Genomic DNA, 19157 nt, shown 5'->3' with positions numbered 1-19157 from the left:
GCTACAAGCCGCAAGCGGTAGCTGGCAAGCCCACATCCGCTTGCGGCTCGAAGCTTGTGGCTTGCCGCCTGTATTCACGGGTTGCGTTCGGCCACGCCCACGCAGATGGCCATGATCAGTTTCAGTTCTTTTTGCACCGTGCTCAGGGACACGCCTAATCGTTGCGCGATGTCCTGGTAGCTGTGGCCATGCAGCCGGCTGAGAATGAAGATCCGCTGTTGACGGGGGCTGAGGGATTGCAGGCTGACGTTGAGGCGCTCGAGCATTTGCGCGGCGTGGGCGGCATCTTCGGCGCTGCTTTGAGGGGCGACGACGTTGTTCACGATGTCCAGCGGCACGTCGTCGACCAGGGCCCGCGACTGGATCCGCCGCGCGCGCAGATGATCCAGCGCCAGATTGCGGGCGGTCTGGAAAACAAAGGGTTCGAGATGATCGACGGTGCGTTCGCTCAAGGCGCGGGTGACACGCAGGTAGGTTTCCTGCAGCAAGTCTTCGGCGGTGCTCGGGTTGTTGACCATCCGCTCCAGGGTGCGCAGCAGGGGCGTGCGCTGGGCGAGAAAGACATGATGAAAGCGCGATTGACTCACGGTAGGGCCCGGTCCGGTTCGAGCGGATGATAATGCTTATCATCCGCGTGACGGGTCAAGCCTTCATTTCATCGATTGTAACCCTGTGGGAGCGAGCTTGCTCGCGATGACGGAGTGTCAGTTGCCATTGATGTTGGCTGATACGCCGCTTTTGCGAGCAAGCTCGCTCCCACAGAAAAGCGCCCACAGAAAAGCTCAAGAACTACCGTGGCAGTTACTCCGCGTTACACAACGCCAGGCAGTTATCCAGCATGCGGTTGGAGAAGCCCCATTCGTTGTCATACCAGGCCAGCACCTTGAGCAGCTTGCCGCTGGCTTTGGTGTGGTTGGCATCGAAGATCGACGACAACGGGTTGTGGTTGAAATCGCTGGAGACCAACGGCAGGGTGTTGTAGCCGAGGATCTTGGAGTGCTGGCTGGCCTGCTTGAGCAGTGCGTTGACTTCATCGGCCGACGCTTCGCGCTTGAGTTGCACGGTGAGGTCCACCAGGGAGACGTTGATCACCGGCACGCGCACGGCCATGCCGGTCAACTTGCCCGCCAGTTCCGGCAGCACCAGGCCCACGGCTTCGGCGGCGCCGGTCTTGCTCGGGATCATGTTCTGGGTGGCCGAGCGGGCGCGGTACGGGTCGCTGTGATAGACGTCGGTCAGGTTCTGGTCGTTGGTGTAGGCATGGATGGTGGTCATCAGGCCGCTTTCGATGCCGAGCTCGCGGTGCAGCACCTGGGCCACCGGGGCCAAACAGTTGGTGGTGCACGACGCGTTGGAAATGATCTGGTGGGACTGGCGCAAGATGTCATGGTTGACGCCGTACACCACAGTGGCATCGGCGCCCTTGGCCGGGGCCGAGATAATCACTTTGCGAGCGCCGGCACTGATGTGGGCGGCAGCCTTGGCGCGGTCGGTAAACAGACCGGTGCATTCAAACACCACATCGATTTTCTCGGCGGCCCAGGGCAGCTCGGCCGGGTTGCGGATGGCACTGACCGAAATGCGGTCGCCATTGACCGTCAGGCTTTCGTGATCGTGCTGCACGTCGGCATCGAAAGTGCCATGCACGGTGTCGAACTTGAGCAGATGAGCGTTGATCGCACTGTCGCCCAGGTCGTTGATGGCGACGATCTGCAGGTCGCGACGATAGCCTTGGGTATACAGTGCGCGGAGGACGTTGCGGCCGATGCGGCCAAAACCATTGATTGCGATTCGAAGAGTCATTAACTGCGCCGCCATCGATTTGTTGTTGGAATTACAAGATTATTCGCATAAAAATAGAAAACAAGCCTTTTTAGTGGCAATATTTTGTTTTATCTACAACGAGTGACCTGAATCAACTGGTCCGATTGGTCAAAAACCGTTTGTCGCCTTGTCTTTCACCGGGTGTGCAACGGGCTTTTAACCAGCATAGACAATCAGGTCGCCACACCCGCTAGCCTGGAGTTCTACACATGCATCCCCGCGTACTTGAGGTCACCGAACGGCTTATCGCCCGCAGTCGCGCTACGCGCGAGGCTTACCTTGCACTGATCCGCGGTGCAGCCAGCGACGGGCCGATGCGCGGCAAGCTGCAGTGCGCCAACTTCGCCCATGGCGTGGCCGGTTGCGGCACTGAAGACAAGCACCACCTGCGGATGATGAACGCCGCCAACATCGCCATCGTGTCGTCCTACAACGACATGCTCTCGGCCCACCAGCCCTACGAAACATTTCCAGAACAAATCAAGAAAGCCCTGCGCGAGATCGGCTCGGTTGGCCAGTTCGCCGGCGGCACGCCCGCCATGTGCGACGGCGTGACCCAGGGTGAGGCGGGGATGGAACTGAGCTTGCCGAGCCGTGAAGTGATCGCACTGTCCACGGCGGTGGCGTTGTCCCACAACATGTTCGACGGCGCGCTGATGCTCGGCATCTGCGACAAAATCGTCCCTGGCCTGATGATGGGCGCGCTGCGCTTCGGTCATCTGCCGACGATCTTCGTGCCCGGCGGGCCGATGGTCTCGGGCATTTCCAACAAGGAAAAAGCCGACGTACGCCAGCGCTACGCCGAGGGCAAGGCCAGCCGTGAAGAGCTGCTGGAATCGGAAATGAAGTCCTACCACAGTCCGGGCACCTGCACGTTCTACGGCACCGCCAACACCAATCAGTTGCTGATGGAAGTGATGGGCTTGCATTTGCCGGGCGCTTCGTTCGTCAACCCGAACACGCCGCTGCGCGATGCGTTGACCCGTGAGGCCGCGTTCCAGGTGACGCGCCTGACCAAGCAGAGCGGCAACTTCATGCCCATCGGCGAAATCGTCGACGAACGCTCACTGGTCAACTCCATCGTTGCACTGCACGCCACCGGCGGTTCCACCAACCACACCCTGCACATGCCGGCCATCGCCATGGCGGCGGGCATCCAGCTGACCTGGCAGGACATGGCCGACCTCTCCGAAGTGGTGCCGACCCTCAGCCACGTCTACCCGAACGGCAAGGCCGACATCAACCACTTCCAGGCGGCGGGCGGCATGTCCTTTCTGATCCGCGAATTGCTGGAAGCCGGCCTGCTCCACGACAACGTCAACACCGTGCTCGGCCATGGCCTGAGTCGCTACACCCAGGAGCCGTTCCTGGAGGATGGCGAGCTGGTGTGGCGCGACGGCCCGACCGAAAGCCTCGACGAAACCATCCTGCGTCCGGTGGCCCGTGCCTTCTCCCCAGAAGGCGGGTTGCGGGTGATGGAAGGCAACCTCGGGCGTGGGGTCATGAAGGTTTCGGCCGTGGCCTTGGAAAACCAGATCGTCGAAGCGCCGGCCATGGTCTTCCAGGATCAGCAGGACCTGGCGGATGCGTTCAAGGCGGGTCTGCTGGAGAAGGATTTTGTCGCGGTGATGCGCTTCCAGGGCCCGCGCTCCAACGGCATGCCGGAGCTGCACAAGATGACGCCGTTCCTCGGCGTGCTGCAGGACCGTGGCTTCAAGGTGGCGCTGGTCACTGATGGACGCATGTCCGGGGCATCCGGGAAAATCCCGGCGGCCATTCATGTCAGCCCTGAAGCTTATGTCGGCGGCGCGTTGGCGCGGGTGCAGGAGGGCGATATCATCCGCGTCGATGGCGTCAAAGGCACCTTGGAGCTGAAGGTCGACGCCGAGGAATTCGCCGCGCGCGAACCGGCCAAGGGCTTGTTGGGCAACAACATCGGCACTGGTCGCGAGCTGTTCGGTTTCATGCGCATGGCCTTCAGCTCGGCAGAGCAGGGCGCCAGCGCCTTCACTTCTGCCTTGGAGACGCTTAATTGAAACTGGCTTTGGTCGGTGACATCGGTGGGACCAACGCGCGTTTCGCCCTGTGGAAGAACCACAACCTGGAGAATATCCAGGTGCTGGCGACAGCGGATTACGCCTGCCCGGAAGATGCCATCGAGGTTTACTTGAATGGCATGGGAATGAAACCGGGCGCCATCGGTTCGGTGTGCCTGTCGGTGGCCGGCCCCGTGAGCGGCGATGAGTTTCGTTTTACCAACAATCACTGGCGCCTGAGCAACCTGGCGTTCTGCCAGAGGTTGCAGGTGGAGAAACTGTTGCTGGTCAACGACTTCTCCGCCATGGCCCTGGGCATGACCTGCTTGCGTCCGGATGAGTACCGGGTTGTCTGCCAGGGCACGCCGGAGCCGATGCGCCCGGCGGTGGTGATCGGCCCGGGCACCGGGCTGGGCGTCGGTACGCTGCTGGACTTGGGCGAGGGCCGTTTTGCGGCGTTGCCAGGGGAGGGCGGCCATGTCGACCTGCCGATGAGCAGTCCGCGCGAGACCCAGCTCTGGCAGCACATCTACAACGAGATCGGCCACGTCAGCGCCGAAACCGCCCTGAGCGGCAGCGGCCTGCCCCGTGTCTACCGGGCGATTTGCGCGGTGGACGGTCATGACCCGGTGCTCGATACCCCCGAGTCGATCACTGCCGCCGGGCTGGCCGGCGACCCTATCGCCCTGGAAGTGCTCGAGCAGTTCTGCCGATGGCTGGGCCGCGTGGCCGGCAACAACGTACTCACGGTGGGCGGGCGTGGCGGCGTGTACATCGTTGGCGGCGTGGTCCCGCGGTTTGCCGATTTCTTCGTCGAAAGCGGTTTCGCCAAATCCTTCGCCGACAAGGGCTGCATGAGCGATTATTTCAAGGGTATTCCGGTCTGGCTGGTGACGGCGCCATACTCCGGCCTGATGGGCGCGGGCGTGGCGTTGGAGCAATCCTCCACGATTTGAAATTGGAAACCGCTCCTGTGGGAGCGAGCTTGCTCGCGATGATGGAGTGTCAGTCGCCATTGAGATTGACTGATACACCGCTATTGCGAGCAAGCTCGCTCCCACAAGGGGCTCTGTAGTGTTTGTAAAACCCGGCCATCAGGCATAATCGCCCCCAATCCACACAACAAGGACGAGGCCCCGTGAGTGCAGTGAACAAATCGATTTTGTTGGTCGACGATGACCAGGAGATTCGCGAACTGCTGGACACTTACCTCAGCCGTGCGGGTTTCCAGGTGCGCACCACGCCTGATGGCGCCGGGTTTCGCCAGGCCTTGAACGAGGCGCCAAGCGACCTGGTGATCCTCGATGTGATGCTGCCCGATGAGGACGGTTTCAGCCTGTGCCGCTGGGTTCGCGAACATCCACGCCAGGCCCATGTGCCGATCATCATGCTCACCGCCAGCTCCGACGAAGCCGACCGGGTCATTGGCCTGGAATTGGGTGCCGATGATTACCTGGGCAAGCCGTTCAGCCCGCGTGAATTGCAGGCGCGCATCAAGGCGCTGCTGCGCCGGGCGCAGTTCGGCCAGGAGCGGACGGGCGGCGACGTGCTGGCCTTCGACGAATGGCGGCTGGACATGGTCAGCCATCGGCTGTTCCACGCCGACGGTGAAGAGGTGATTCTCTCCGGTGCTGATTTTGCCCTGCTCAAGTTGTTCCTCGACCACCCTCAGGAAATCCTCGACCGTGACACCATCGGCAACGCCACGCGTGGGCGCGAACTGATGCCCTTGGACCGGATCGTCGACATGGCGGTCAGTCGCCTGCGCCAGCGCCTGCGCGACACGGAAAAGCCGCCGCGGTTGATCCGCACGGTGCGCGGCAGTGGTTATCAACTGGCGGCCAGTGTGGTTGCCAGCAATGGTCACTGAAGCGATCAGGAAAGTCGTGCGCCGGGTGCCCGTGCCACGCTCGTTGCTGGGGCGGATGCTGCTGCTGACGCTACTGGTGGTGCTGTTCGCCCAGACGCTGTCCAGTCTGATCTGGGTCTCCCAATTGCGCGCCACCCAGCTTGAAGGCCTGGTCACCAGCGCGCGCAGCCTTGCCCATTCGATGACCGCCACTGTCAGTTATCTGCGCTCGCTGCCGGTGGCGTACCGGCCCCTGGTGCTGGACCAGTTGCGCAGCATGGGCGGCACACGCTTTGTCGTCACCCTCAATGACAAGCCGCTGGGCATGGACGTGCTGCCCGTGACGCCGCGAAAGCTGGCGGTGCTCCAGGCCGTGGATGACGTGCTGCGGCGCTCCCTGGGCAGCAGCGCCGACATCTCGGTCAAATTCGTCAGCCCTGAAGACCTGCGGATTTTCAACGGCGGGCTCAAGCTCGACGAGCTGCCGCGATCATGGGCCCATTACGCCTTGACGCTTGAGCCGGTGAATCCGCCGGTCTTGGTCACGCAAATCCAGATGGCGCCGGGTGAATGGCTTTACATCGCCTCGCTGCTGCCCGAACCCTATACCAGCCTCGAAGAGCAGGATCTGCCCAAGCAGCAGGTGGGCTTCATCGTGCTCACCAGCAGCCTGTTGCTGTTGTTCATCGGCTTGTTGGTGCATTGGCAGAGCCGACCATTGAAACGCCTGGCCCGAGCGGCGCGGGACATGTCCCTCGGTGCCGAAGTGGAACCGGTGGCCGAGGGTGGCGGCAGCGAAGTGGTGGAGGTGGGCCGGGCTTTCAATGCCATGCGCGAGCGCATCAGCCGCTATTTGACCGAGCGCAGCCAGTTGTTCAGCGCCATCTCCCACGATCTGCGCACGCCGATTACCCGGCTGCGGTTGCGGGTCGAGCTGCTGGAGGATGAAAACCTGCAAGCCAAGTTCGGCCGAGACCTGGATGAGCTGGAGCTGTTGGTCAAGGGGGCGCTGCAATGTGTGAAGGACACCGACATCCACGAAAACATCGAGCCGGTGGACCTCAACCATGTGCTGGATTGCCTGGTAGAGCCTTATCTGGCGCCCAACGGCAACGGCCGAGTGACCCAGGATGGCCGGGCGCTGGCGCCGTATCCCGGCAAGCCGCTGGCCCTCAAGCGGTGCATCGGCAACCTGATCGACAACGCCTTGAAATACGGCCAGAGAGCCCATTTGCACATCGATGATGATGAGTCGGCGTTCATTCTGCACGTCGATGACGAAGGCCCGGGCGTACCGGAACAACGCCTCGAACAAGTCTTCGAGCCGCACTTTCGCCTGGCCGGGCAGCAGCAGGGGTACGGCCTGGGGCTGGGTATCGCACGCAACATTGCCCACAGCCATGGCGGTGAGGTGAGTTTGCAGAACCTGCGCGAGGGTGGGTTGCGGGTGACGTTGCAGTTGCCTCGCAGCGTGGATTGATTAGACCGCGTTATCGTTCGTCGCGAGCAGGCTCGCTACCACAGGGATCTGCGTCAAACAGGATATGCGCGTCAATGAAGTCCAATGTGGGAGCGAGCCTGCTCCGGGCGGCGTTCCGACGGAGGCGCCCATCGCTTCAACACATATCCATGCCAATGTCACAACTCGGTGACATAACTCGCCCCTTTCGTTACCTGCCGTCAACCCTCCCTTGTTTAGACTCCCTGCGTCAAAACAACAAAAAAGGTATCTCGATGGACACCTTCCAACCGGCGTTCAGCAGTTGGCTGAATGCGCCCGCCCACCAGCAATGGCTTGCCGCAGAAGGCTTGCGTCTGCTGACGTTCGCCAAGGCCTCCAAGCTGCCGGACGGCTTTGGCAACCTGGACGAATTGGGCCGCCTGCCGGCCGATGCCCGGGCCGAAACCATGAATACCGCGCGCATGACCCACAGCTTCGCCATGGCCCACATCCAAGGCCTGCCGGGGTTCGCCGAGCTGGTTGACCATGGCGTACAGGCGCTCATGGGGCCGCTGCGCGATGCCGAGCATGGCGGTTGGTTCGCCAAGACCGATCCGGCTGAAAACGAGACTGGAAAAGCCGCTTACCTGCATGCTTTCGTTGCCCTGGCAGCCAGCTCTGCGGTCGTGGCCCAGCGCCCTGACGCCGAGGCACTGCTCAAGGAGGCGGTGCGGGTCATCGACGAACATTTCTGGTGCGAGGAGGAGGGTGCCCTGCGTGAATCCTTCAACCGCGACTGGTCAGAAGAAGAGGCCTATCGCGGCGCCAACAGCAACATGCACGGCACCGAAGCCTTCCTCGCCCTCGCCGATGCCACGGACGATCCGCGCTGGCTGGCTCGCGCGTTGCGTATCGTCGAGCGGGTGATCCATGGTCACGCGGCCGCCAACGACTACATGGTCGTCGAGCATTTCGACCGCGACTGGCAGCCGCTGCGCGAGTACAACCACGACAACCCGGCAGATGGGTTTCGTCCCTACGGCACCACCCCTGGCCATGGTTTCGAATGGGCGCGGCTGTTGTTGCACCTCGAGGCCGCGCGCGTGCAGATCGGCATGCTGACGCCGGGCTGGCTGGCCCAGGACGCTCAGAAACTGTTCGACCAGAACTGCCGCCATGGCTGGAACGTCGACGGCGCCCCGGGCATCGTTTACACGCTGGACTGGGACAATCGCGCCGTGGTTCGCCATCGCCTGCACTGGGTGCATGCCGAAGCGGCAGCGGCGGCCAGTGCCTTGCTCAAACGTACCGACGAGGCTCGATACGAAGCGTGGTACCGACGCTTCTGGGAATTTTGTGACAAACATTTCATCGATCGCTGCAACGGCAGCTGGCATCACGAGCTCGACCCGCAGAACCGCCCCAGCGCCGACATCTGGCCGGGCAAGCCGGACCTTTATCATGCCTGGCAAGCGGTGTTGATCCCTCGTCTGCCGTTGGCCCCGAGCATGGCGTCAGCCTTGGCGCGGTTGTCCGATCCTGCACCTGTGTAACCATGTCGTGACATATCCACGTCCCTTCGTTACCTGCGAAGGGATAACCCCTGATTAGAATCCATGCAGCGCAAGCACCAGACTTGCATGCATAACAACAAGAAGGTACTTCTAGATGAATGCGATTTCTCGCCTCGCTACTGTCATTTCTCTTGCTTCCTTGCTTCCCGTCGCAGCATTCCCTGTCAGCGCCCTGGCCGCCGAATCGAAAGGTTCCGTGGAAGTCGTCCACTGGTGGACGTCGGGCGGTGAAAAAGCCGCGGTCGATGTGCTCAAGGCTCAAGTAGAAAAAGACGGTTTTACCTGGAAGGACGGCGCCGTCGCCGGCGGTGGCGGTTCTACCGCCATGACCGTGCTCAAGAGCCGCGCCGTGGCCGGCAACCCACCGGGCGTTGCCCAGATCAAGGGCCCGGACATCCAGGAATGGGCGACCACCGGCCTGCTCGACACCGACGTCCTCAAGGACGTTTCCAAGGCAGAAAAGTGGGACAGCCTGCTCGACAAGAAAGTCTCCGATACCGTGAAGTACGAAGGTGACTACGTCGCCGTGCCGGTGAACATCCACCGCGTCAACTGGCTGTGGATCAACCCTGAAGTCTTCAAGAAAGCCGGTATCACCAAGAATCCAACCACCCTCGAAGAATTCTACGCCGCCGGCGACAAGCTCAAGGCCGCGGGCTTCATCCCCCTGGCCCACGGTGGCCAGCCTTGGCAGGACAGCACCGTGTTCGAAGCGGTGGTGCTCTCGGTCATGGGCGCTGATGGCTACAAGAAAGCACTGGTCGACCTGGACAACAAAGCGTTGACCGGCCCGGAAATGGTCAAGGCGCTGACCGAGCTGAAGAAAGTCGCGACCTACATGGACGCCGATGGCAAGGGCCAGGACTGGAACCTGGAAGCGGCCAAGGTCATCAATGGCAAGGCCGGCATGCAGATCATGGGTGACTGGGCCAAGAGCGAGTGGACTGCCGCGAAGAAAGTCGCCGGCAAGGACTACGAGTGCGTAGCGTTCCCGGGTACCGAGAAGGCCTTCACCTACAACATCGACTCCCTGGCGGTGTTCAAGCAGAAGGATGCAGGCACTGCGGCGGGCCAGCAGGACATCGCCAAGGTCGTGCTGGGTGAGAACTTCCAGAAAGTCTTCAGCATCAACAAGGGTTCGATCCCGGTGCGTAACGACATGCTGGCCGACATGGGCAAGTACGGTTTCGACTCCTGCGCCCAGACCGCCGCCAAGGACTTCCTGGCGGACGCCAAGAACGGCGGCCTGCAACCGAGCATGGCGCACAACATGGCGACCACGCTGGCCGTGCAAGGCGCGTTCTTTGACGTCGTGACCAACTACATCAACGACCCGAAAGCCGACCCGGCCGACGCAGCCAAGAAACTTGGCGCAGCGGTTCAGTCTGCGAAGTAACCGCTAACCCCTGTGGAAGCGAGCCTGCTCGCGAAAGCATAGTGTCAGGCAGCAGTGCATGAGCTGATACGACGCCATCGCGAGCAGGCTCGCTCCCACAAGGAACAAACTTGTAGTTTTTCCTGGTACTGGATTTCCCCATGAGTTCTGTTGCTGTGTTCAGCAAGGCCTCGCCTTTCGATGCATTGCAGCGCTGGCTACCAAAACTGGTGCTGGCGCCGAGCATGTTCATCGTCCTGGTGGGCTTCTATGGCTACATCCTGTGGACGTTCGTCCTGTCGTTCACGACGTCGACTTTCCTGCCTACCTATAAATGGGCGGGCCTGGCTCAGTATGCGCGGCTGTGGGACAACGACCGCTGGTGGGTGGCCAGCAAGAACCTCGCGGTGTTCGGCGGGATGTTCATCGGCATCACCCTGGTCATCGGCGTGCTGCTGGCGGTGTTTCTCGACCAACGTATTCGCCGCGAAGGTTTCATCCGCACCATTTACCTGTACCCAATGGCGCTCTCGATGATCGTCACCGGTACCGCTTGGAAGTGGCTGCTCAACCCGGGCATGGGCCTGGACAAATTGTTGCGTGACTGGGGTTGGGAAGGCTTCCGCCTGGACTGGCTGATCGACCCCGATCGCGTGGTGTATTGCCTGGTGATCGCTGCCGTTTGGCAGGCCTCGGGCTTCATCATGGCGATGTTCCTGGCCGGCCTGCGAGGCGTGGACCAGTCGATCATCCGCGCCGCGCAGATCGATGGCGCGAGCATGCCGCGCATCTACTGGAAAGTCGTACTGCCGAGCCTGCGCCCAGTGTTCTTCAGCGCCGTGATGATCCTGGCGCACATTGCGATCAAGAGCTTCGATTTGGTGGCGGCCATGACGGCCGGTGGTCCGGGCTATTCCTCCGACCTGCCTGCCATGTTCATGTATTCGTTCACCTTCAGTCGCGGCCAGATGGGCATGGGCTCGGCCAGTGCAATCCTGATGCTCGGTGCGATCCTCGCGATCATCGTGCCTTACTTGTATTCCGAGCTGAGGGCCAAGCGTCATGACTAGTCTCGCTGCGAAACCTTCCATCAGCCGCATCGCGATCTATGCGGTGCTGATTGTTGCGGTACTGCTTTACCTGGTGCCGTTGGTGGTCATGCTGTTGACCAGCTTCAAGACGCCGGAAGACATCAGCACCGGCAACCTGTTGAGCTGGCCGACCGTGGTCAGCGGCATCGGCTGGGTCAAGGCCTGGGCGACGGTCAACGGTTATTTCTGGAACTCGATCAAGATCACCGTGCCGGCCGTACTGATTTCCACGGCCATCGGTGCGCTGAACGGTTATGTGCTGTCGATGTGGCGCTTCCGTGGCTCGCAGTTGTTCTTCGGCCTGCTGCTGTTCGGTTGCTTCCTGCCGTTCCAAACCGTGCTGCTGCCGGCCTCGTTCACCCTCGGCAAGATGGGCCTGGCCAGCACCACCACTGGCCTGGTGTTTGTCCACGTCGTCTACGGCCTGGCGTTCACCACGCTGTTCTTCCGTAACTACTACGTGAGTATTCCCGACGCGCTGGTGAAGGCGGCGCGCCTCGATGGCGCCGGGTTCTTCACCATCTTCCGGCGGATCATCCTGCCGATGTCGACGCCGATCATCATGGTCTGCCTCATCTGGCAGTTCACGCAGATCTGGAATGACTTCCTGTTCGGCGTGGTGTTCTCCAGCGGTGACTCCCAGCCCATCACGGTGGCGCTGAACAACCTGGTCAACACCAGCACCGGGGCCAAGGAATATAACGTGGACATGGCGGCGGCGATGATCGCCGGGCTGCCGACCCTGCTGGTCTATGTGATCGCAGGCAAGTATTTCGTGCGCGGCCTCACGGCTGGCGCGGTCAAGGGGTAATCATGGCTACGCTTGAACTTCGCAATGTAAACAAGACCTACGGCGCGGGCCTGCCCGACACCTTGAAAGACATCCAGCTGTCGATCAAAGAAGGCGAATTCCTGATCCTGGTCGGTCCTTCGGGCTGCGGCAAATCGACCCTGATGAATTGCATCGCCGGCCTCGAGACCATCACCGGCGGCGCGATCATGATCGGCGACCAGGATGTCAGCGGCATGAGCCCGAAGGATCGCGACATCGCCATGGTGTTCCAGTCCTACGCGCTGTACCCGACCATGAGCGTGCGCGAGAACATCGAGTTCGGCCTGAAGATTCGCAAGATGAAACAGGCCGACATCAATGAGGAAGTGGCGCGGGTCGCCAAGCTGTTGCAGATCGAACACCTGCTCAACCGCAAGCCTGGCCAGCTCTCCGGTGGTCAGCAACAGCGCGTTGCGATGGGGCGGGCCCTGGCGCGGCGGCCGAAGATCTACCTGTTCGACGAACCGTTGTCCAACCTCGACGCCAAGCTGCGGGTCGAGATGCGCACCGAAATGAAACTGATGCACCAGCGCCTGAAGACCACCACGGTCTACGTGACCCACGACCAGATCGAAGCCATGACCCTGGGCGACAAAGTGGCGGTGATGAAGGACGGGATCATCCAACAGTTCGGCACGCCGAAGGACATCTACAACAACCCGGCGAACCTGTTCGTGGCAAGCTTCATCGGTTCGCCGCCGATGAACTTCATCCCGCTGCGCCTGCAACGCAAGGACGGCCGCCTGCTGGCCTTGCTCGACAGCGGCCAGGCCCGTTGCGAGTTGCCGCTGGGCATGCAGGACGCCGGCCTGGAAGATCGCGAAGTGATCCTTGGCTTGCGCCCGGAGCAGATCGTGCTGGCCGGCAACGAGCCGAACGGCATGCCAGCCATTCGCGCCGAAGTGCAGGTCACCGAACCCACCGGGCCAGACACGCTGGTGTTCGTCAATCTCAACGACACCAAGGTCTGCTGCCGCCTGGCGCCAGACGTGGCGCCGCAGCCGGGAGAGACCCTGACGTTGCAATTCGACCCAGCGAAAGTGCTGCTGTTCGACGCCAAGTCCGGCGAACGCCTGGGCGTGGCTGCGCAGCCGCAGGCCGAAGACCGACCTGCCAACGTGGCGCAGTTCAAAGGCCGGTGATGAACAAGTGTGGGGGGAGCAAGCCCGCTCCCACAGGAAGGAGTATGCGACGGGTGGGGACATCCGTCGCAATCGTTGTAAACCGCGTTAGATAAAAACAGTTAATAACAATAAAGACGAGGATGTAGGGATGAAGAAGAAGAACAATGCCCAGCTTATCTGCCAGTTGTCAGCCGTTGCGGCGATGATGCTGGCCGGTAGCGCGCACGCTGCCGACGCGTTCAGCGCCGATTCGCAGTGGATGACGGGCGACTGGGGCGGTGAACGGACCAAGCTGATCGAGCAGGGTATCGACATCAAGGCCGATTTCGTCGGTGAGATGGGTGCCAACCTCCACGGCGGCTACAACGATGACAAGACTGCGCGTTGGTCCCAGCAGTTTGGCCTGGGTGTCGCGCTCGACCTGGAAAAACTGGCGGGCTGGAACGATACCGAAGCCAAGATCCAGTTCACTCGCCGGGATGGTCGCAACATTTCCAACGACCGTATCGGTGACCCGCGTGCCGGCACGCTCAGTTCGTCCCAGGAAGTCTGGGGCCGCGGCCAAACCACGCGTCTGACGCAGTTGTGGATCAAGCAGAAGTACTTTGACAGCAAGCTGGACGTCAAGGCCGGTTACTACGGCGTGGGCGAGGATTTCAACACTTTCCCTTGCGACTTCCAGAACCTGGCCTTCTGCGGTTCCCAAGCGGGTAACTGGGCCACCGGCATCTGGTACAACTGGCCAATCATGCAGGCAGCGATTCGGTTCAAGTACAACATCACCCCTGAGCTCTACGCGCAAATCGGTGCGTACAACCAGAACCCTTCGCAACTGGAAAACAACAACCGTTACAAGCTCAGCGGCAGCGGGACCGAGGGTACGCTGATTCCGGTCGAGTTGGTCTGGTCGCCCAAGCTCAACAACCTGCCTGGCGAATACCGTGTCGGTTACTACAAGAGCACGGCCAAGGCCGATGACGTCCGTGAGGACGACAACGGCAACGACGCCGCAACCACCGGCAGCGCCTATCGCAGCCACAGCAGCAAGGACGGCTACTGGTTCGTCATGCAACAGCAGCTCACCACCCACAATGGTGACGCTTCGCGCGGCTTGAACATCGCGGCCAACGCCACCTTCCACGACAAGGACACCAACATCGTCGACAACTACCAGTCGCTGATGTTCGTGTACAAGGGCCCATTCGATGCGCGTCCAAAGGATGACGTGGGTATCGGCTTCGCCCGTATCCATGTCAACGAAGACGTGAAGAAGAACGCCGATCTGACCAACGTAGCCAATGGCGTGACCGATTACGACGATCCGCTGTTTTCGCCGTTGCGCAGCACCGAGTACAACTACGAAATCAACTACGGCTTCCACGTCACCAACTGGCTGACCGTGCGTCCGAACCTGCAATACGTCACTCACCCGGGCGGTGTTGACGAGGTGGACAACGCGCTGGTGGCCGGCCTGAAAATCCAGTCGGTGTTCTGACGCTGTTGCGATAAGCTCTCCTCTATGTGCGCATATTTGCGGACGGCCAAGGCTGTCCGCTTTTTTTTGCGGAGCGATCAATTGTTTGGTTGGGGGCCGAACCTGTGGCGAGGGGATTTATCCCCGCTGGGCTGCGGAGCAGTCCTCAGCTGGCCAACTCGGTGCGTCAGGCAGATTATCTGCAACCTGTTTTGGGGCTGCTCCGCACCCCAGCGGGGATAAATCCCCTCGCCACCAAAACTGTCGCATCAATTGAGAGTTCAGTGATTCCCAGGACTACAGCCCATGCATGAGCATCCGCTACAACGCTTTTTCAGATCCTTGCGCGAGCGTCCGGTGTTTGCGTGGGAGCGCTATCAGCAGCGCGACGTCTTGGTTATTGACCATCCGTTGTGCCAAGCGGTTTTCAGCCGCCAGGGTGCGCAGTTGTTGCACTTCCAGCCGCGAGGCCAGAAACCTTGGCTGTGGTGCGCGGCCAAGTGGCCCCAGGTCGGCGCGATACGCGGCGGGGTACCGGTGTGTTGGCCTTGGTATGGCCGCCATCCGAGTGAAAATGCCTGGCCGTCTCATGGTTGGGCGCGGCTGATCGATTGGAAGTTGCTCGACAGCGCCAGCGATGACGTTGGCGTGCATCTGCATTGGCAATTGCAGCTGTGCGACTGGCAAGTGGACCTGCATGCCGACTTGGGCGACCGCATGGAATTGCGCTTGAGCACCGAGCATCAAGACAGCCTGCCTTGCCAATTGAGCCAGGCCTTGCATGCCTATTGGCGCATTGGTGACGTTGGCGAGGTAGCGCTGTCTGGACTCGAAGGCGCGCAAGGTTACGACCAATTGAACCGTGCGGTTTGCCGGCAGGAAGGCGAGTTGCGGGTCGAGGGCGGCTGTCAGCGAGTGTTCCAGCATGAAGGAGAGTTGCAGCTCAAGGATCACGCCTGGCAGCGGGAATTGTGCATCGACACCGGTGAAAGCGCCGACACGGTGGTGTGGCATCCCGGTACACGGCCGTTGCTGGGCGTGAGCTGGGATGAGGTCAACGAGTTCGTTTGCGTCGAAGCGGCCAGTGGCGGCACCGACAGCCTGAGCCTGGCGCCCGGGGAGCGGGCGCATTTGAGTTTGCAGGCGCGGGTAGGGGCTTAGCTCTGGATCTACGGTGTGGCGGCTGCCGTCATCGCGAGCGAGCTCGCTCCCACACTGGTTCTCTGGCGTTCACAAAACCCCTGTGGGAGCGAGCTTGCTCGCGATGACGACCTGTCATGCACCAAGTGTTCCGGATCGAATCAGTTGAACTCATCCCCAACCGGATACCGGCTGGCATTGAGGCTTTCCTTGATCTTGCGCAGGTGCGGCTGGAAGTCCACCCCGCGGCGCAGGGTCATGCCGGTGGCGAGCACGTCCAGTACGGTGAGCTGGATGATTCGCGAAGTCATCGGCATGTAGATATCGGTGTCTTCGGGCAGCGGAATATTGAGGCTCAAGGTGCTGGCCTTGGCCAGTGGCGAGCCCTCGGCGGTCAGGCCGAGTACCGATGCGCCGTTTTCCCGGGCGATACGCGCTACTTCCACCAGTTCGCGGGTACGACCGGTGTAGGAAATGATCACGAACAACTCACCGGTATGGGCCACCGAGGCGATCATGCGTTGCATCAGCACGTCGGCGTGGGCGGTCACTGCCAGGTTGAACCGGAAAAACTTGTGCTGGGCATCCAGCGCCACCGGAGCCGAGGCGCCGAGGCCGAAGAAGTGGATCTGCCGGGCCTGGATCAGCAGGTCGACCGCGCGGCTGATCAAATTTGGATCAAGGGCCTGGCAGGCACTGTCCAATGAGGCAATGGCGCTGCCAAAGATTTTCTGGGTGTAGGCTTCAGGGTTGTCGTCGGCTTCCACTGCGCGGCTGACATAAGCCGCGCCGCTGGCCAGGCTTTGGGCTAGTTGCAGCTTGAGTTCCGGGTAACCGCTCACGCCGAACGAGCGGCAAAAGCGGTTGACGGTCGGTTCGCTGACCGAGGCCGCCTGGGCGAGGGCGGCAATGCTGAAGCGGGTAGCCTGCTGTGGGTTGAGCAGGATCACCTCGGCCACCTTGCGTTCGGCCTTGTTCAGGTCTTCCAGGCGACTCTGGATCTGCTCCAGTAGATTTCGCACGCGGTCCATACAGGATTCCTAGAGAGACGGGTCTTTGATACGACCCTTTGCGGTGGCCTATCCTACTGATGGCTCCGACGGACCACCACTCGGAATCGGTATTTTCGGAAAATGTTGTAGTTATTACTACATTTTTCCTTGAGTGATGCCTTGAAAAAAGGTATTTGTAGCTTAACTTGATAAAAGAACAAACATCATGCATTCGATTACGGTTGAACCGTGTACTTTTGCCTTGTTCGGCGCGTTGGGCGACCTGGCGCTACGCAAGCTGTTTCCTGCCCTTTACCAGCTCGATGGCGCCGGCTTGTTGCACGAAGACACGCGGATCCTGGCGCTGGCCCGTGAACCGGGCAGCGAACAACAGCATCTGGCGTTCATCACCACCGAACTGCGGCGTTACGTCGGTGATAAAGACCTCGACGAATCCGTGATCGAACGCTTCCTGGCGCGGCTGACGTACCTGCACGTGGATTTTCTCAAGGCGGACGATTACGTCGCGCTTGCCGAGCAGGTCGGGCTGACGCAGCAACAAGTCATTGCCTATTTCGCCACGCCGGCGGCGGTCTACGGCGCGATTTGCGAGAACCTGGCGAAAGTCGGCCTCAGCGAAAACACCCGTGTGGTGCTGGAAAAGCCCATCGGTTCGGACCTCGAATCGTCGCGCAAGGTGAACGACGCCGTGGCGCAGTTCTTTCCGGAGAACCGCACTTACCGCATCGACCATTATCTGGGCAAGGAAACGGTACAGAACCTGATCGCGCTGCGGTTCGCCAACAGCCTGTTCGAAACCCAGTGGAACCAGAATTACATTTCCCACGTGGAAATCACCGTGGCCGAGAAGGTCGGGATCGAAGGGCGCTGGGGCTATTTCGACAAGGCCGGCCAACTGCGGGACATGATCCAGAACCACCTGCTGCAGCTGTTGTGCCTGATCGCCATGGACCCCCCGGCGGACCTTTCCGCCGACAGCATCCGTGACGAGAAGGTCAAGGTGCTCAAGGCCTTGGCGCCGATCAGTCCGGAAGGCCTGACCACCCAGGTGGTGCGTGGCCAGTACATCGCCGGCCACAGCGAAGGCAAGGCGGTGCCCGGCTACCTCGAAGAGCCGAATTCCAATACCCAGAGCGACACCGAGACCTTCGTTGCCCTGCGCGCCGATATCCGCAACTGGCGCTGGGCCGGGGTGCCGTTCTACCTGCGCACCGGCAAGCGCATGCCGCAGAAGCTGTCGCAGATCGTGATTCACTTCAAGGAACCGTCCCACTACATCTTCGCCCCCGAGCAGCGCTTGCAGATCAGCAACAAACTGATCATCCGCCTGCAACCGGACGAAGGGATTTCCTTGCGGGTAATGACCAAGGAGCAGGGCCTGGACAAGGGCATGCAGTTGCGCAGCGGTCCGCTGCAACTCAACTTTTCCGACACCTACCGCAGCGCACGGATTCCCGATGCCTACGAGCGGTTGTTGCTGGAAGTCATGAACGGCAATCAGAACCTGTTTGTTCGTAAAGATGAAATCGAAGCCGCGTGGACGTGGTGTGACCAGTTGATCGCCGGCTGGAAGAAGTCTGGCGATGCGCCCAAGCCTTATGCCGCTGGGTCATGGGGGCCGATGAGCTCCATTGCACTGATCACGCGGGATGGGAGGTCATGGTATGGCGATATCTGAATTGAAACTGCCCCAGGGTGTCACTGCCCTGGAGTTCAAGAGCCCAGTGGTGCTTGCGGAAAAATTGGCGGTGAACGTGGCGGAGCAATTGCGCGCCGCGATCGATGCCAAAGGCGCGGCGACCTTGGTGGTGTCCGGCGGTCGTAGCCCGGTGGCGTTTTTCCAGCATCTGGCCAAGCAGGCGCTGGACTGGTCGAACGTGGTGGTGAGCCTGGCCGATGAGCGCTGGGTGCCGGTTGAACATGCCGACAGCAACGCCGGCCTGCTCAAGCGTTATCTGCTTCAAGGGGCTGCGGCCAAGGCCCAGTTCCTAAGCCTCTACAGCGCCAGCGCCAATCTGGAAGCCGCCGCCGAGCAGGCGGATCGCCTGCTCGCCGAGCTGCCGCCGATCGACGTGCTGATACTGGGCATGGGCGATGACGGGCATACCGCGTCGCTGTTTCCCGACAGCCCGAATCTGGCCGAGGCCCTGGATAAGAATGGTGCTCGCCGCTGCTGGCCGATGCTCGCGCCGACGGTCCCACACCAACGCCTGACCATGAGCCGCGCCTTGCTGGCGTCGGCCAGGCACAAAGTGCTGTCTATTTCCGGTCAATCGAAACTGACCACCCTGAATGCCGCGGTGTCTGGTGACGATGTCGCCGAGATGCCGATCCGCGCATTTCTGCAACCTACGTTAGAGATTTACTGGTGCCCATGAACCAAG

16 protein-coding genes are annotated in these 19157 nt (G+C 61.1%); 13 read left to right on the top strand and 3 right to left on the bottom strand.

Going from position 1 to position 19157, the window contains the following annotated elements; genetic code table 11:
* Positions 1 to 74: 74 nt before the first annotated feature.
* Both J3P76_RS19270 and gap read right to left on the bottom strand, forming a co-directional pair.
* Positions 75 to 587 (bottom strand): RNA polymerase sigma factor, encoded by a 513-nt coding sequence (locus tag J3P76_RS19270; protein ID WP_434701135.1) that lies wholly within the window; start codon positions 585 to 587, stop codon positions 75 to 77.
* Positions 588 to 801: 214 nt separating this feature from the next.
* The gene (gap, locus tag J3P76_RS19265; RefSeq protein ID WP_039593774.1) at positions 802 to 1803 is read right to left on the bottom strand and encodes a type I glyceraldehyde-3-phosphate dehydrogenase; all 1002 of its coding nucleotides are present in this window, start codon (positions 1801 to 1803) and stop codon (positions 802 to 804) included.
* Between the two features lie 230 nt (positions 1804 to 2033).
* On the opposite strand from gap, the gene edd reads away from it, so the two are divergent.
* The 11 genes from edd to J3P76_RS19210 all read left to right on the top strand — a co-directional run bounded on the left by edd (position 2034) and on the right by J3P76_RS19210 (position 15781).
* Positions 2034 to 3860: a phosphogluconate dehydratase gene (edd, locus tag J3P76_RS19260; protein WP_434650150.1), complete on the top strand. Its 1827-nt coding sequence runs from the start codon at positions 2034 to 2036 to the stop codon at positions 3858 to 3860.
* Positions 3857 to 4816, top strand: a complete 960-nt coding sequence (locus J3P76_RS19255; protein ID WP_420764393.1) for a glucokinase — start codon at positions 3857 to 3859, stop codon at positions 4814 to 4816. Before edd ends, J3P76_RS19255 begins: the two co-directional genes overlap by 4 nt.
* 182 nt (positions 4817 to 4998) lie before the next feature.
* On the top strand, positions 4999 to 5730 hold the full coding sequence (locus J3P76_RS19250) for a response regulator (protein ID WP_420764394.1): 732 nt from the start codon (positions 4999 to 5001) through the stop codon (positions 5728 to 5730).
* Complete coding sequence (locus tag J3P76_RS19245) at positions 5720 to 7189, top strand: ATP-binding protein (protein ID WP_420764395.1); 1470 nt, start codon at positions 5720 to 5722, stop codon at positions 7187 to 7189. Before J3P76_RS19250 ends, J3P76_RS19245 begins: the two co-directional genes overlap by 11 nt.
* A 254-nt stretch (positions 7190 to 7443) precedes the next feature.
* On the top strand, positions 7444 to 8703 hold the full coding sequence (locus tag J3P76_RS19240) for an AGE family epimerase/isomerase (protein ID WP_434628334.1): 1260 nt from the start codon (positions 7444 to 7446) through the stop codon (positions 8701 to 8703).
* A gap of 115 nt (positions 8704 to 8818) precedes the next feature.
* Positions 8819 to 10120 carry an ABC transporter substrate-binding protein gene (locus J3P76_RS19235; protein WP_420764397.1) on the top strand — a complete coding sequence of 434 codons (1302 nt, stop codon included), beginning with the start codon at positions 8819 to 8821 and terminating at the stop codon, positions 10118 to 10120.
* A gap of 140 nt (positions 10121 to 10260) precedes the next feature.
* Positions 10261 to 11169: a carbohydrate ABC transporter permease gene (locus J3P76_RS19230; RefSeq protein ID WP_030139360.1), complete on the top strand. Its 909-nt coding sequence runs from the start codon at positions 10261 to 10263 to the stop codon at positions 11167 to 11169.
* Positions 11162 to 12001: a carbohydrate ABC transporter permease gene (locus tag J3P76_RS19225; RefSeq protein WP_420764398.1), complete on the top strand. Its 840-nt coding sequence runs from the start codon at positions 11162 to 11164 to the stop codon at positions 11999 to 12001. The genes J3P76_RS19230 and J3P76_RS19225 overlap by 8 nt, the downstream gene beginning before the upstream one ends.
* A gap of 2 nt (positions 12002 to 12003) precedes the next feature.
* Positions 12004 to 13164, top strand: a complete 1161-nt coding sequence (locus J3P76_RS19220) for an ABC transporter ATP-binding protein (protein ID WP_434650153.1) — start codon at positions 12004 to 12006, stop codon at positions 13162 to 13164.
* A gap of 130 nt (positions 13165 to 13294) precedes the next feature.
* The gene (locus tag J3P76_RS19215; RefSeq protein ID WP_420764400.1) at positions 13295 to 14641 is read left to right on the top strand and encodes a carbohydrate porin; all 1347 of its coding nucleotides are present in this window, start codon (positions 13295 to 13297) and stop codon (positions 14639 to 14641) included.
* A gap of 285 nt (positions 14642 to 14926) precedes the next feature.
* Positions 14927 to 15781: a D-hexose-6-phosphate mutarotase gene (locus tag J3P76_RS19210; protein WP_434701134.1), complete on the top strand. Its 855-nt coding sequence runs from the start codon at positions 14927 to 14929 to the stop codon at positions 15779 to 15781.
* A gap of 140 nt (positions 15782 to 15921) precedes the next feature.
* Here J3P76_RS19210 and J3P76_RS19205 read toward each other — a convergent pair whose 3' ends face one another.
* On the bottom strand, positions 15922 to 16782 hold the full coding sequence (locus J3P76_RS19205) for a MurR/RpiR family transcriptional regulator (protein WP_181289374.1): 861 nt from the start codon (positions 16780 to 16782) through the stop codon (positions 15922 to 15924).
* A 196-nt stretch (positions 16783 to 16978) separates the two neighbouring features.
* Here J3P76_RS19205 and zwf point away from each other — a divergent pair, with 196 nt between their 5' ends.
* Both zwf and pgl read left to right on the top strand, forming a co-directional pair.
* Positions 16979 to 18451 carry a glucose-6-phosphate dehydrogenase gene (gene zwf, locus J3P76_RS19200; protein ID WP_434562672.1) on the top strand — a complete coding sequence of 491 codons (1473 nt, stop codon included), beginning with the start codon at positions 16979 to 16981 and terminating at the stop codon, positions 18449 to 18451.
* A complete protein-coding gene (pgl, locus tag J3P76_RS19195; RefSeq protein WP_434609978.1) occupies positions 18438 to 19151 on the top strand; it encodes a 6-phosphogluconolactonase in 714 nt (237 codons plus the stop codon). Before zwf ends, pgl begins: the two co-directional genes overlap by 14 nt.
* The last annotated feature ends 6 nt before the right edge of the window (positions 19152 to 19157 follow it).

The sequence above is a fragment of the Pseudomonas sp. D1-36 genome (genome assembly GCF_051132205.1).
Classification (GTDB): Bacteria; Pseudomonadota; Gammaproteobacteria; order Pseudomonadales; family Pseudomonadaceae; genus Aquipseudomonas.
Note: the sequence above shows the minus strand (reverse complement) of the source record. Positions and strands in the feature narration are given on the sequence as shown.